At 64.3% G+C, this 13,652-nt stretch carries 15 protein-coding genes; 13 read left to right on the top strand and 2 right to left on the bottom strand.

Going from position 1 to position 13,652, the window contains the following annotated elements:
• Positions 1 to 81 precede the first annotated feature (81 nt).
• On the bottom strand, positions 82 to 846 hold the full coding sequence (locus tag HX803_RS30280; protein ID WP_178925770.1) for a tetratricopeptide repeat protein: 765 nt from the start codon (positions 844 to 846) through the stop codon (positions 82 to 84).
• Between the two features lie 48 nt (positions 847 to 894).
• On the opposite strand from HX803_RS30280, the gene HX803_RS30275 reads away from it, so the two are divergent.
• From HX803_RS30275 to HX803_RS30215, 13 genes are all read left to right on the top strand, one after another.
• Positions 895 to 1,458, top strand: coding sequence for a type III secretion protein (locus HX803_RS30275; RefSeq protein WP_178925769.1), 564 nt, complete (start codon positions 895 to 897; stop codon positions 1,456 to 1,458).
• Positions 1,459 to 1,470: 12 nt separating this feature from the next.
• Complete coding sequence (locus HX803_RS30270; protein WP_178925768.1) at positions 1,471 to 1,713, top strand: hypothetical protein; 243 nt, start codon at positions 1,471 to 1,473, stop codon at positions 1,711 to 1,713.
• Positions 1,714 to 1,722: 9 nt separating this feature from the next.
• On the top strand, positions 1,723 to 2,157 hold the full coding sequence (locus tag HX803_RS30265) for a hypothetical protein (RefSeq protein ID WP_016969163.1): 435 nt from the start codon (positions 1,723 to 1,725) through the stop codon (positions 2,155 to 2,157).
• Between the two features lie 4 nt (positions 2,158 to 2,161).
• Positions 2,162 to 2,944: a type III secretion system inner membrane ring lipoprotein SctJ gene (sctJ, locus tag HX803_RS30260; protein ID WP_176998803.1), complete on the top strand. Its 783-nt coding sequence runs from the start codon at positions 2,162 to 2,164 to the stop codon at positions 2,942 to 2,944.
• Positions 2,941 to 3,555, top strand: a complete 615-nt coding sequence (locus HX803_RS30255; RefSeq protein WP_178925767.1) for a type III secretion protein — start codon at positions 2,941 to 2,943, stop codon at positions 3,553 to 3,555. The genes sctJ and HX803_RS30255 overlap by 4 nt, the downstream gene beginning before the upstream one ends.
• A complete protein-coding gene (locus HX803_RS30250) occupies positions 3,552 to 4,136 on the top strand; it encodes a FliH/SctL family protein (protein WP_178925766.1) in 585 nt (194 codons plus the stop codon). Before HX803_RS30255 ends, HX803_RS30250 begins: the two co-directional genes overlap by 4 nt.
• Complete coding sequence (locus tag HX803_RS30245; RefSeq protein ID WP_178925765.1) at positions 4,133 to 5,455, top strand: FliI/YscN family ATPase; 1,323 nt, start codon at positions 4,133 to 4,135, stop codon at positions 5,453 to 5,455. The genes HX803_RS30250 and HX803_RS30245 overlap by 4 nt, the downstream gene beginning before the upstream one ends.
• A gap of 187 nt (positions 5,456 to 5,642) precedes the next feature.
• The gene (locus HX803_RS30240; RefSeq protein WP_176998799.1) at positions 5,643 to 6,089 is read left to right on the top strand and encodes a hypothetical protein; all 447 of its coding nucleotides are present in this window, start codon (positions 5,643 to 5,645) and stop codon (positions 6,087 to 6,089) included.
• A complete protein-coding gene (gene sctQ, locus HX803_RS30235) occupies positions 6,086 to 7,093 on the top strand; it encodes a type III secretion system cytoplasmic ring protein SctQ (protein WP_178925764.1) in 1,008 nt (335 codons plus the stop codon). The genes HX803_RS30240 and sctQ overlap by 4 nt, the downstream gene beginning before the upstream one ends.
• Positions 7,090 to 7,743 carry a type III secretion system export apparatus subunit SctR gene (gene sctR, locus HX803_RS30230; RefSeq protein WP_017137580.1) on the top strand — a complete coding sequence of 218 codons (654 nt, stop codon included), beginning with the start codon at positions 7,090 to 7,092 and terminating at the stop codon, positions 7,741 to 7,743. The genes sctQ and sctR overlap by 4 nt, the downstream gene beginning before the upstream one ends.
• Positions 7,744 to 7,801: 58 nt before the next feature.
• Entirely contained in the window at positions 7,802 to 8,071 is a 270-nt protein-coding gene (locus HX803_RS30225; protein WP_016969171.1) for an EscS/YscS/HrcS family type III secretion system export apparatus protein, read from the top strand.
• Positions 8,072 to 8,077: 6 nt separating this feature from the next.
• Positions 8,078 to 8,890, top strand: coding sequence for a type III secretion system export apparatus subunit SctT (gene sctT / locus HX803_RS30220; protein ID WP_176998797.1), 813 nt, complete (start codon positions 8,078 to 8,080; stop codon positions 8,888 to 8,890).
• Between the two features lie 2 nt (positions 8,891 to 8,892).
• The gene (locus HX803_RS30215) at positions 8,893 to 9,939 is read left to right on the top strand and encodes an EscU/YscU/HrcU family type III secretion system export apparatus switch protein (RefSeq protein ID WP_176998796.1); all 1,047 of its coding nucleotides are present in this window, start codon (positions 8,893 to 8,895) and stop codon (positions 9,937 to 9,939) included.
• Positions 9,940 to 10,070: 131 nt separating this feature from the next.
• Here the strand turns inward: HX803_RS30215 and HX803_RS30210 are convergent, their stop codons facing one another.
• Complete coding sequence (locus HX803_RS30210) at positions 10,071 to 13,598, bottom strand: hypothetical protein (protein WP_178925763.1); 3,528 nt, start codon at positions 13,596 to 13,598, stop codon at positions 10,071 to 10,073.
• Between the last annotated feature and the right edge of the window lie 54 nt (positions 13,599 to 13,652).

Below are 13,652 nucleotides of genomic sequence, written 5' to 3'. Positions count from 1 at the left end.
GCGTTCGGCCAGCGTGGTTTTATGGGGCGATTGAGATCAAAAGCAGATCAAGAGCCAGATCAAAAGCAATTTTGTGTTGTGTCAGTTGGGGGCTACCAACCCCAGTTCTTTGGCCTGCGCCACCGGGTCGCTGATGGCTTTGATGCGTTTCGCTTCCGTCACCAATCGCTCACGCTCGGCAGCGGGGATATCGTCCAGCGGCAGTGTGGCAATGCGCTGTTCGTACCCGGCCAGTACCATCACCAGCAGCACATTGCGCTGGTGCCGTGGCAGGGCGCGGGGGGATTGGGTGACGGGGGCGATGGCGTCCAGTGCTTGTTGCGATTGCCCACCGAGGGCGTAGGCCAGGGCCAGGTTGCAGCGGTTGTCGAGGTCGTCGGGCTTGAGGCTCAGGCTCTTGGCGAAGGCGGTTTGCGCCGCAGCGGCCTGGCCATTGAGGACGTGCGCGACGCCCAGGCGGGTGTAGGCCACCGGCAGGCCGCCGAGGTCTGCGGCTTGGCTCAGGGCCGTGACGGCGCGCTGGGTCTTGCCCAGTTGCAATTGCGCAGTGCCCAGGCCGAGCAGGGCGTCGGCGTTGCGGGCGTCGAAGCCCAGGGCTTGCTGGAAGGCGCGTTCGGCGCCGAGGGCGTCCTTGGCGTCGAGTTTGGCCTGGCCGAGTTTGAGCCACAGCTCGATGCCGGCCCCCGGCTGCTGGGTCGCGCGCTCGTACAACGCGGCTGCGCTGGCGTAGTCGCCACGCTTGCTCAGGTCGCCCGCCAGTTGCAGCGACTTGTCGGCATCGGTCTCAGGTTTGCTGGAGCAGGCAGCCAAAAGCAGGGTACTGGCGAGCAAAAAGTTCTTGGACATCGTCACGACTCGTTGGGCGAAGGCGGACGCCATGTAAGCATATTTTTGATGGCCGTCCTATGCCTGTTCGGCAGCAGTTTGGCCCGTGCTGCCGAAGAGCCGGCGTGGTTCTCCCAACCCTATGCCTACGTACTGGTGGACCAGGATGTGCGCAGCGCCCTGGAAGAATTCGGCCACAACCTCGACGTGCCACTGGTGCTCTCCGACAAGGTGCGCGGCAAGGCCCGCAGCACCATTCGCGCGGCCACCGCCGGTGAGTTCCTGCAGACCCTGTGCAGCACCAACGGCCTGACCTGGTACTTCGACGGCAACCTGCTGTACCTCAACACGAGCGACGAGATCACCACCAAGCTGTTCAAGGCCAGCGCCCTGAACCTGGACCAGTTGCAGGCCTACCTCAACAGCCTGGACGTGTTCGGCCAGCAACTGTCGATGCGCAATGGCCCCGAGGGCGATGAAGTGTTCGTGTCCGGCCCACCGCCCTACCTGGCGTTGGTGCAGCAGCATGTGGATCACCTGCAACCCACGGTCGTGGCCGCCCCGGTGGCGCGCGAGCGCGGTGTGCGGGTGTTCCGTGGCGCGCAAGTCAGTACCGAAACCCCAACCCAGTAAAGGAGCAGCACCATGTCCGTTACCCCGATCGACAGTACGCCCGGCACCGGTGGCCCAAGCCCCGAAGCCAAGTTCAATGCTGCGGTGAACAACGCCAAGGCTGCCGATAAACCGGCCGACACCTCGGACACCAGCGATGCCGAATTCAACGATGCGCTGATCACGCAGGCGGTCACCATCGGCGGTCAGTTCATCATCATGCCGAAGATGCAGGAACTGCTGAACGACGCCATGTCCGATGACGACGAAGAGTAGGAACCCCTTATGACTATCAGTCTCGCCGCTGGCGCTTCGGCCTTGCCGCCGTCCGCTGGCGCGGGGCCCGCAGGGGCCTCGCAGAATCTGTTCGAGCACATGGCCAATACCGCCAAGGGCATGCCCGAAGGCGCGAGCCCGCACCAGATCGGCTCGGGCTTGATGGAGCGCATGAACAGTTTTATCGACCGCACGCGGGCGTTTTCCGAGCGTGCCGACGTGCTCACCAATAACCCGTCGGCGCCGCCACCGGCCTCGGCGGAAATTCGCACGGCCAGTGCTTCGCCCCAGGGCGAGCCGGGCAAGAAAGTCGGCGAGCAACAGGTCGACCAGATCGTCCACTCCCTGGGCAAGATGTTCGACTACTCCATCGAAACCCAGATGGTGGTGCGCGGTGCGACGCAGATTTCCGGTTCCGCCAACACGCTGCTCAAGGGTCAATAACGCCATGCCAAGCCCAAACCGCGCCCTGCGCCTGTTGCTGATCGGCCTGCTGGCCAGCCTGTTGCAGGCGTGCAACACCGACCTCTATACCAACCTCAGCGAGCGCGACGCCAACGCCATGGTCGCCGTGCTGCTGCGCGGTGGCATCCCGGCGGAGCGCAAGACCCAGGACAACGGTCAACTCAAGGTGGTGGTCGACGAAGAACGCTTCGCCGAAGCCATGACCCTGCTCGACAACGCCGGCCTGCCGCAGCAGAGCTTTTCCAACATGGGCGAGGTGTTCAAGGGCAACGGCCTGGTGTCGTCGCCGGTGCAGGAGCGGGCGCAGATGATCTATGCGCTGAGTGAAGAACTGTCGCACTCGGTGTCGCAGATCGACGGCATCGTGGCGGCGCGGGTGCACGTGGTGCTGCCGGACAACGACTTGCTCAAACGCGTGATTTCGCCGTCGTCGGCCTCGGTGCTGGTGCGCTATGACCCGGGCACCGACATCAACACCCTGATCCCGCAGATCAAGACCCTGGTGGCCAACGGCATCTCCGGCCTGAGCTACGACGGCGTGTCGGTCACGGCGATCAAGGCGGCCGTGGCCATCAGCCAGAACCCCGCGCAGCCACGTTTGGCGCGTTTCATGGGCCTGTGGCTGCTGGAAGACAACCTGCCCCAGGCGCGCCTGATGTTCGGCGGCCTGTTGCTGATCGCCCTCGGCGCCCTCGGTGTGTTGGCCCGTCAGCAATGGGCACGCCGTCAGGCCCAGGCGTTGTATGTACTCAAGGAGGGTGAATGAGCGTGTTTGAACGTTGGCAAGGGCTGATCGCCGAGCCGTTGCAGTTTGTGCGCGGGCCCAGCCTGGGTGCGTGTTTTGCCGCTGAGCTGCCGGACGAGGTGCTGCACGCCATGCACCGCCAGCCGCGGTTTCGCCAGCGCCTGGAACAGTTGCTGGTCAGCCATTATCAATTGGCCCCGCTGGACCAACTGGTGACGCCCCTGGCCGCTGATTTGCCGGTGCTGCTGTTGTCGCCGGCGCAGTTCGCGCGCTTGCCGAGGTTGTGCGGCGCGATCTGGCATGCCTCGACCTTGAGCCGCGAGATTCGCCGCGACGTGGTCAACGAACTGCGCGAAGGCCTCGGCGCCGATGTGTTCAGCCAGGCCTTGGCATTGCGCCAACTGGGTGGGGCGGCGGATTTGCTGCGTGACCCCGGCGAGCTGATCGAGGCCATCGACCGCGACGGCCAGGGCTGCGTAGCCGCCTGGTTGCACGCCCAGCAGGCTGACCTGCAAGGCTGGCTGCGTTTGCGCTTTGTCTTCCCCCAAGGTCAGAGCGCCCGGTTGCCCCGCGACCTGGAAATCGTGCAGGCCGCCGCCGCGTGCCTGGCCGCCGAGGACACCACCCCATGAGTGAATTACCGAGCCGGCCCACGGCGCGCATCCTGCGGGCCGAAGAAGCAGCGCTGTGGACCGAAGGCTTTGCGTTTCTGCAAGCCGCCAAGGAGCAGGCGCAACAGGTCAAGGCCGACAGCGACCAATGGCTGCAGGCCGCCCGCGCCGAAGGCTTTGAAAGCGCACGCCTGGAGGGCGCCGAGCAGGTCGCGCAACTGCTGGTAGACACTCAATCCCAGGTGCAGCACTACTTGAGTGGCCTGGAGGCGTCGCTGGCCGACCTGGCCTTGGGCATCGTGCGCGAAGTGCTGGGCGAGCTGGACAACGCCGAGCGTATCGCGCGCTGCACCCGCCAGGCACTGAGCGCGTTCCGCCAGGACCAGGCCCTGACCCTGTGGGTGCCGCCCGCCGACGTCGATGCCCTGCGCCAGCGCCTCAAGGCTGAAGGCCTGGCGATTGCCGTGGACGCCGATGAGCAACTGGGCGCCGGCCAGGCCCGTCTCAACAGCCCCGCAGGCTCCGTCGAGCTGGGCCTGGAAGCCCAATTGCAGAACCTGCGCCGCAGCCTGCTGCCGTTTGCCGAAGAAGGTGTGGCATGAACCTGCAACACCTGTTGCCACGCCTGCATGAGCGCTTGGCCCAGGCCCGCCTGCGGCCGATGCACGGCACCGTGTTGAGCATTCGGGGTGTGCTGTTGCGCGCCAGTGTGGCCGGCGCGAGCATCGGTGAGCTGTGCCAGTTGCGCGACCCGGGCAGCGGCCGCAGCCTGAGTGCCGAGGTGATCGGCTTTGATGGCGACGAGGCGATCCTGTCGCCCATCGGCTCCATGGAAGGGCTGTCGACCCGCACGCAAATCACCGCCACCGGCGAAACCCTGGGCGTCGCCGTGGGCGATGCACAGCTGGGTCGCGTGATCAGCCCCATGGGCGATTTTCTCGACGGTGACGGGCTGGCGCCAACCCTGGCCCTGCAGCATTACCCGCTGCACGCCGAACCCCCTGCGCCGTTTTCCCGGCAACTGATCGTACGTTCGATGGCGCTGGGGATCCGCTCCATCGACGGCTTGCTGACCCTGGCCCAGGGCCAACGCATGGGCATCTTTGGCGAGCCGGGCGTGGGCAAGTCGTCGTTGCTGGCCAGCATCATTCGCAACAGCGAGGCCGATGTGATCGTGATCGGCCTGATCGGCGAGCGGGGCAGGGAAGTGCGTGAACTGCTCGACGTGCAACTGGATGCCAAGGCGCGGGCGCGCACGGTGGCGGTGGTGGCCACTTCGGACCGCCCGGCCGCCGAGCGCGTGCGGGCGGCGTTTGTCGCCACCACCCTGGCTGAATACCACCGCGATCAGGGCCGCAACGTGCTGTTGCTGATGGACAGCCTGACCCGCTTCGCCCGCGCCCAGCGCGAAATCGGCCTGGCAGTGGGTGAACCGCCGACCCGTCGCGGTTATCCGCCGTCCTTCTTCTCGGCCTTGCCGCGCCTGCTGGAGCGCGCCGGCCCCGGGCCGACCGGCAGCATCACCGCGTTGTACACCGTGCTCACCGAAGGCGATGCCGCCAGCGACCCGGTGGCCGAAGAGGCGCGTTCGATCCTCGACGGGCACATCGCCCTCAGCGCCGAACTGGCCCAGCGCAACTACTTCCCGGCGGTGGATGTGCTGCGCAGCCGCAGCCGCTTGATGGAACAGGTCGCCGGTGCCGAGCATAAGCGTCTGGCCATGCGCATCCGCGAATTGATGGCGCGCTATGGCGAAATCGAAATGCTCATCCGCGTGGGCGAGTACTCCGCCGGCAGCGACCCCCTGGCTGACGAAGCCATCACCCGCCACGCCGCGATTGAAGCCTTCCTGCGCCAGAACGCGGATGAGCCGAGCAACCTGGAACAGACCCTGACCCGTATGCGCCAGGTGTTGGCATGAGATTGACGATGAACAGCACTCTGCAAGTTTACGCAGAACCCTGTGGGAGCTGGCTTGCCTGCGATGGCGGTGTATCAATCACAGATGGGCTGGCTGATCCACCGCGATCGCAGGCAAGCCAGCTCCCACATTTGATCTTCATGGATTTTAAGATTGTTGCGTTGGCAGCAGTAAAGGAGAACGCCTCATGAAAACCGATCAACTGCGCACCCTGCAAACCCTGCGGGTACTGCGTGAACAACGGGCCGCCAGCCAACTGGCTGCCCAGCAGCAGCGCTGCGAACAGACCCACGGCGTGCTGACCGACGCCAAGGAGCAGTTGCGCCTGCACCGTGAAGCCATCGCCGAAGAGGCACGCCAGGTGTATGCATCCCTCACCGAGGGCTTGTCGGTGGCCAGTTGGCAGGCAGCCCAGGACCGTCTGCGCGGCCTGTCCGATGACCAGCAGCAACTGGAAAACGACGTGACCCACGTGTCCACCACCCTGCAAAGCCAGGAGCGTGAGCGTGATCTGTTTCGCCAGGAGCGCCTCAGCCGCCAGCGTCAGTCCGACGCCTGGCAAAGCCTGCTGGACGGCCGCGAAAGCGATGAGCGCCGGGTAGGCGAGCTGCGCGACGAAGGCGTTGGCACATGATTGCAGCCCTTGCCGATCCGCTGTCGCCGTGGCTGACCCACTACGACCCGGCGCTGCTGGCGTTGCATAACCAACTGCACCGGCGCCGTCGTGCGTGGCAGGGGCGCTGCGCCGGGCAAGACCTGCGTGTGAGCTGGGCCGCCGAGCCGCAGCCCCTCAACGCGCCGCGCGATGTGCTGCTGTTGCTGGGGCGAGCGCCGGTGCGCCTGCGTTTGCCCACCGCCGCCCTGGAGCAGGCCTTGGCGCCGCTGGCGTTGCAGTTCGACGCGCAGACGCTGCCGTCGCTGCCGCGCTCGTTGCTGCTGGAGCTGGCGGTGCTCGACCTGATCGAGACCCTCGAACCGCTGCTCGGCCACCCGGTGCAATTGCTCGAAGCCACCGAAGGATTGGGCCAACGGCCGTTTGCCGTGCAGCTGGCGCTGGAACTGAGCTTCGGCAACGGGCCCGCCTTCAGCGCGCAGCTGGAGTTGAGTGAGGGCGCCGCCGAGCGGGTGGCGCAGTTGTTGACGCAATGGGGTGAGGTCGACCCCGACCCGCTGCCCGGCCTGCGCCAGACCCTGGCGGTCGTCGCCGGCAAACAGTGGCTGAGCCTGGGCGAACTGCGCAGCCTGCGCCCCGGCGACGTGCTGATGCTCGAACCTGGCAGCGGTTTGCTGCTCGACCTGGACGGCCGCTTGCAGGCGCGCTGCCAACACCAGGGTGATGCCTTGCGCCTGCAGGAAGCCTTGAAAGCCCCCCTTTTGGATGCGGAGAACACGATGAGTGACGTTGATGCGGCTGCGGCCCTGGATGACCTGCCGCTGAAATTGGTGTGCCAGGTCGGCAGCCTGGAACTGACCCTGGCGCAATTGCGCGAACTGGGTGCCGGCAGCCTGTTGCAGCTCAACACCCCCGGCGTGGACAGCGTCGACCTGATGGTTAACGGACGGCGTGTCGGCCAGGGCCAGCTGGTGAAAATCGGTGACGGCCTGGGCGTGCGCCTGTTGAGTTTTGCCACCCCATGACCGGTTATCAGCCGAACCTGATCGAGATCATCCTGGTCGTTGCGACGATCGGACTGATCCCGTTGGCGGTGGTGACACTCACCGGTTTCATGAAGATCTCGGTGGTGCTGTTCCTGATCCGCAACGCCTTGGGTGTGCAACAGACGCCGCCGAACCTGGTGCTGTACGGCATCGCGTTGATCCTGTCGGTGTACGTGACCACGCCGCTGATTGGCGACATGTATCGCCAGGTGGAGGGGCGCGACCTCAACATCGAGCATGTGGAGCAACTCAAGGATCTGGGCGATGCCCTGCGCCCGCCGTTGCAGGCGCACCTCAAGCGCTTTGCCAACGAATCCGAGCGGGGCTTTTTTGTGCAGGCCACCGAGACCATCTGGTCGCCGGAGGCCCGCGCCGACTTGCGCGATGACGACCTGGTGGTGCTGATCCCGGCGTTCGTCAGCTCGGAACTGACCCGTGCCTTCGAAATCGGCTTCCTGTTGTACATCCCGTTTCTGGTGGTGGACTTGCTGGTGTCCAACGTGTTGATGGCGATGGGCATGTCGATGGTCTCGCCGAACCTGATCTCGATCCCGCTGAAGATCTTTTTATTCGTGTCCCTGAGCGGCTGGTCGCGCCTGATGCACGGTTTGATTCTGAGTTACGGCTAACCCGTGTAGGAGCCGGCAAGCCGGGCTCCTACAGGGTGGTGTGTGTTGAGGGGGGAAGATGGGCCAGGACGTATTTTTGTCGTTGATGAAACAGGCGCTGATGACGGTGCTGATGCTCTCTGCGCCGGCGCTGGGGGTGGCGATTATCGTGGGCTTGAGTGTGGGCCTGTTCCAGGCGCTGACGCAGATCCAGGACCAGACGCTGCCCCAGGTGGTGAAGCTGGTGGCGGTGCTGTTGACCATCGTGTTCCTGGGCCCGGTGCTGGCCGGGCAGGTGGCGGAACTGGGCGGCCAGGTGCTGGACAATTTCCCGATGTGGACGCGCTGACCGCCCATGGATGCCAGCCTGACCGCGCAGTTCCTGGAGGTCGCCTACCCGGTGATCAGCTCCGCCTCGCTCGCCGCCTGTCGCGCCATGGGCGTGGTGGTGATCACCCCGGCGTTCAACCGCCTGGGCCTTACCGGCATGATCCGTGGCTGTGTGGCCGTGGCGATTTCCATCCCGATGTTTTTCCCGGTGTTCGAGTCGCTGACCTCAATGCCCGAACACGGCAGCGTGTTTATCGCCGGCTTGCTGATCAAGGAGTTCCTGATCGGCATCCTCATCGGCCTGTTGTTCGGCATTCCGTTCTGGGCCGCCGAGGTGGCGGGGGAGTTGATCGACCTGCAACGCGGCTCGACCATGGCGCAACTGGTGGACCCGTTGTCGTCGGGGGAGTCCAGCGTGATGGCGACGTTGCTCACGGTGATGCTGATCACGCTGTTCTTCATGTCCGGCGGTTTTATCCTGATGGTCGACGGCTATTACCACAGCTATCAGTTATGGCCGGTGACCTCGTTCACCCCGGTGTTTGCCAGTTCGGCATTGCTGGCGGTGCTGTCGATCCTCGACCAGATCATGCGCGTGGGGGTGCTGATGGTGTCACCGTTGCTGATCTCGCTGCTGATCACCGACCTGATGCTCGCCTACCTGTCGCGCATGGCGCCCAACCTGCATATCTTCGATTTGTCGCTGCCGGTGAAGAACCTGTTCTTTACCATCTTGATGGTGATCTACATCGGCTTTTTGATTCCGCTGATGCTTGACCAGCTCTCCGAGTTCCGCGGCACGGTCGAGCTGCTCAAGACCCTGGCAGGCATGGAGTAGCCATGGCCGATACCAGCGAAGAGAAGTCCCAGCCGGCCACGGACAAGAAGCTCAAGGACGCGCGCAAGAAAGGCCAGGTCGCCAAGAGCCAGGACCTGGTGTCGGGCATGGTCATCTTGTTCTGCACCCTGTGCATTTCGATCCTCGCGCCCCGGGCCAAGGCCCAGGTCACCGCGTTGATCGACCTCACCGCGCAGATCTACATCGAACCCTTCGCCACCGTGTGGCCACGGGTGCTCGACCATGCCGAGCAACTGGTGATCAGCATCACCCTGCCGGTGATGGCGGTGACCACGGGCGTGGTGATCCTGACCAACATCATCACCATGCGCGGCTTCGTGTTCTCGGTGGACCCGATCAAGCCCGAGTTCAAGCGCATCAACCCGGCCGAGGGCATGAAGAAGATCTTTGCCTTGCGCAACCTGGTGGAGTTCATCAAGGGCTTGATCAAGGTGCACGTGCTGGCGATTGCTTTCTACGTGGTGGGCAAGCACGCGTTGCAGGCGCTGATGGAGTCGTCGCGGTGTGGCGCGGAGTGCATGGAGTCGACGTTCTTCCTGGTGCTCAAGCCACTGGTGTTCACCGTGTTGTGCGCGTTCATCCTGGTAGGCGGCGTGGACGTGATGATGCAGCGCTGGCTGTTTGGCCGCGACATGAAGATGACCCGCAGCGAGACCAAGCGCGAGCGCAAGGACATCGACGGCGACCCGCTGATCAAGAGCGAACGGCGGCGCCAGCGCAACGAGATGCAGGCCTTGGCCACCAAGCTGGGCTTGAGCCGGGCGTCGATGATGATCGGCACCACCGACGGCTGCGTGATCGGCGTGCGTTATGTGCGCGGGGAAACCCCAGTGCCGGTGGTGGTGTGCCGCGCATCACCGGAAGAGGCGTTGCTGATGCTGCAGGAAGCGTATGACCTGGGCATTCCCCACGCGCCGGACAAGGCGCTGGCCGGGGAGATCTACCGCAAGACCGTGCCGGGCGACCCCGTACCGGATGCCTCGTTCCAGGCCGTTGCGGACTGGCTGGTGGCTGCGCGCCTTATCTGATCCAACACAGATCAAAAATGTGGGAGCGGGCTTGCTCGCGAATGCGGTTTACCAGTCAGCCTATCTGTAACTGATGTACCGCATTCGCGAGCAAGCCCGCTCCCACATTAGTTTTGTGGTGGGTCAGTGCTTTATGAGTTATCGACGTCGTGGTACGGCCCGCCGTAGCCGTCGCCCACGCGCCAGATGATGTCGTGGTTGTCGTTGGTCCATTCCGAGGGCTTGAGCGAGTACTTGTAGTCCTCGGAATTGCGGTTGTTGCCGTCGCCGATGTAGTCCGGGTGGTCGCGCCGATGGTCGCCGCCGCGAATGCTGGAGCGCGCATCCCATTCTTCCTTGCGGAAGTCGAAGATGCTCTGGTCTTGCGGCGCATCGCGCTGGCCCCAGTCGGACAGGTAGGTCTGCAGCCACACGTAGGCTTCATCGCCATTGGGCTTGAGCAGGCCGTCCTGCTTGAAGTCCTGGATCTGGTTCCAGTTCTGCATCGAGATCTTGTGCAGTTTGTGGGACTGCACGGTACTGAGGATCGCGCCGACAAACGACAGCGCGCCGGAGATCAGGAAGCCCACCGGGCCGAGGAACGGGATGATGCGGCCGGTGACGCCGAGGGTGGTGAGCACGCCGCCGCCGGCGGCCACCAGGCTGCTGACGCCACCGGCCATGGACAGCGAGCCGGAGGCGATTTTCACCGGGTCTTTTTCCCGCACGCCGTCGCGCAGGGTGAACGCGGCCTGCACCACACTGATCACACCACCGGCGACGTCGGTGGCCATGCCAATCACCTTGATCGCGCTGCTGGCGAACTTGGCACCAAAACCGGCACCGGCCACGCCGCCACGGCTGGCGATGCCTTTCTCGATGCCTTCCTGCACTTTCTTCGCGCCTTCGTCGCTCCAGCCTCCGCTGTTGAGCACCTTGCCCACGTCCTTGCCGTCGTCCATGGCCTGGTCGACGATCTCGAAGTACTTCTTCTGCACCGCCTCGGCGTCCTTGGGCAGGGCGTGGTAACCCTCGCCGGGCTTGGCCCAGAGGTCGGGCAGCGAGCGGTCGAAACCCATCAGCTTGTAGGCGTTGGTGCCGCGCAACTTGTCATAGACCTTCAGGCCCAGGGTGGCGAAGTGCGAGCCGGTGCCAAGGAAACCGAGGAAGTCGTTGGCGATCCCCAGGCGCTTCATCGGCGTGTCGGCCAGCTTGCCGCCCTGGCCGGCCAGTTGGTAGACGATACGGCCCATGCCGATGGCGCCGCCGACCGAGCCGAGCACGCCGTTGTCCTTGAGGAAGGTCAGGTTCTTCACGAACGAGCTGCGGTTTTCTTCGCTGAGGTTCGGCATGATCTCCTTGCTCACCGCGTGTTCGATATCGCTGAAGCTGATCACGCCGTTCTTCTGCCAGGTATCGCCCAGGGAGATCATCGCCTTGCCGAAGTCGGCGGCGGCGCCCTTGTCCTTGAGCAACTGGTCGACGAACTTGGAATACACCCCCAGCGCCTGGCGCGGCAGGCCGTCGGCGCCGCCCTTGAACATCGAGAGGATGGCCAGGGTGTTGTCCTGGGTGGCCAAGGCGGTGTTGTCATCGCTGATCTTGCTCGGGTCATCCATCAGCTTTTCAACGGCATCGGTGTAGCCGTCGATCTGCAGGTTCTGCAGGAAGTTGTCGGCCTTGGCCGGGTCCACATCCGCCAGGGCGGTGTAGGCGGTCTGGATCTCCTGGGTGGCCAGTTCGGTCTTGCCGTCGTCCTGCAGCGCCTTGATGTACTTGGTGAAGTTCTCCGAGGACGTGCTGTCGATGAGCTTCTGGTGCACTTCATCGACCTTGGCCTGGCCGCCGTCAACTTTGCCCAACGCCGCGTCGTGGTTGGCCTTGATGTCGGCCTGGATGGTCGAGTCGCCGAGCAGCTCGCCGATGGTCTTGTCGATGGACTTGGTGTCGAAGATGTTGTCGCGCACATCCCGTGAGGTCACATCGATCGGCGTGGTGGCGATGCCCTGGTTGCCGAAGCCGTGCTCGGGGATGATCGACATGCCGTTGTCGGCCATGCTCTTGGCTTCCACCGCACGCAGGAACTTGGCGCGTGGGTCGTCCTTGCCGATGCTGCCGTCCTTGACCCCGGCGCGGTAGCTGTCCACCAGGGTTTTCATCGACAGGTCCTGCACCGACAGCGGGTTGCCGCTTTCATCTTTTTCGGTGGTGGCGAGGTTGTCCACCGACACATCCTTGAGCGGCGGCAGGCCGTTGTCGGCGCGCAGTTTGTCGACGTCGGTGGTCTGCTGGGCGATGTCGGTGCGGTAGCCGGAGATCTGCTCGAACATCTGCGGGTTGCTGTCTTCGCTGACCACAATCTTTTCTTCGGCGCCGCCCGGCTTGTGCTGGGTGAAGGCGATCAGGCCGGGGCCATAATCGCCCACGCCGCCGACGCTCATGATGTCTTCGGTGGACGACAAATACGCATCCGGCCCGGCCAGGCTGTAGCCGTCGCCCTTGGCCTTCTCGATCCCAGCCAGGGTCTGGCCCTTGGTGCTGTAGGCGGCGAAGGCTTCGGGGGTGATGTCCTTGGACACCACCAGCAGTTTGCCGTCGGTGCCGTTGACCACCAGGATGCCGTCCATGGGCGCATCGACCTTGCTGATATCGCCCAGCTTGAGGCTGGCCTCGTCCTTGCGCAGCAGTTCCTGGCCGGGCAGGGACTGGGCGTTCTTGATGTAGTCGAACGCCTGGGTGCCTTCGCTTTTGTGCACCGCGCTCAGGAAGTTGTAGAAGCTGCTACCGGCGTTGGGGTTGGGGTTGCTCAGGTCGGCGCCGGGCTGCGGCAGGGCGGCCTCGGACTGGCTGATCATGTACTTCTTGCCCTGGTGCTCGAACAGGATCACGCCGGATTTGGGGTCTTCGGAGACCACCTTGAGCTGGCTGAAATCCAGGTCGCCGGGCAGGCTGGTGACCTCTTCATAGCCTTTGGCCTTGCCCTCGGCGAGGGCCGCCTTGGTCACGCCGGCACTGTTGAAACTGGCGAAGGCCTCGGGCGTGAGCGCTTCGGAGATTACCAGGGTCTGGCCGCTTTCCATCTCGACCTTGACCACCCCGTCCTTGGCTTCACCCACGGACTTCACATTGGCCAGGCGCACGGTGGGGTCGTCTTCGCGCAGCAGTTGCTGGTCAGGGTTGCCCAGGGCTTCACGAATCTCTTTGCCGGCCGGAGTGCCCTGGGTTTCGGCGAGGGTGTGCAGCAGGTCATAGAGCGGCGTGCCTTCATCCGGCCCGCCCTGATTGACCGGCGCCACCGCGTGGCCGAAGTGCAGGCCCTTGAGGGTGTCGAAGCCTTCCTGGACCTTCTCGGCGCCTTCGCGGGTGATCTTGAACTTGCTGCCGTCCTGCTCGAAGTAGATGACCCCGGCGTCTTTGTCTTCGGACACGACTTTGAGTTTGTCGATGTCGAGCTTGGCGGGGAGGGCGGTGACTTCCTTGTAATCGTCGAGCTTGATCTCGCTGGGCTTTTTCAGGGCCTCGCCGGAATGGGCGGCCAGCACTTTGGGCTTGAAGTTTTTGTCGCCCGACCCGGCGGCTGCCAAGGTCTTGGCCTTGTTGAGCAGGGCGTCGAACACACGTTCCGGTGCCTTGGTTTCGGGGATGCGCGGCGAGGCGGCTTTTTCGGGTCGGTTGATCATTGTTCAGTCCATGTGAGTGGGGGCGCACGAGGACTTGATACTAGGGGGTGGCGG

This window comes from Pseudomonas sp. P7548 (assembly GCF_013386585.1).
Lineage (GTDB): Bacteria > Pseudomonadota > Gammaproteobacteria > Pseudomonadales > Pseudomonadaceae > Aquipseudomonas.
This window is presented reverse-complemented; position numbering and strand designations above follow the sequence as displayed.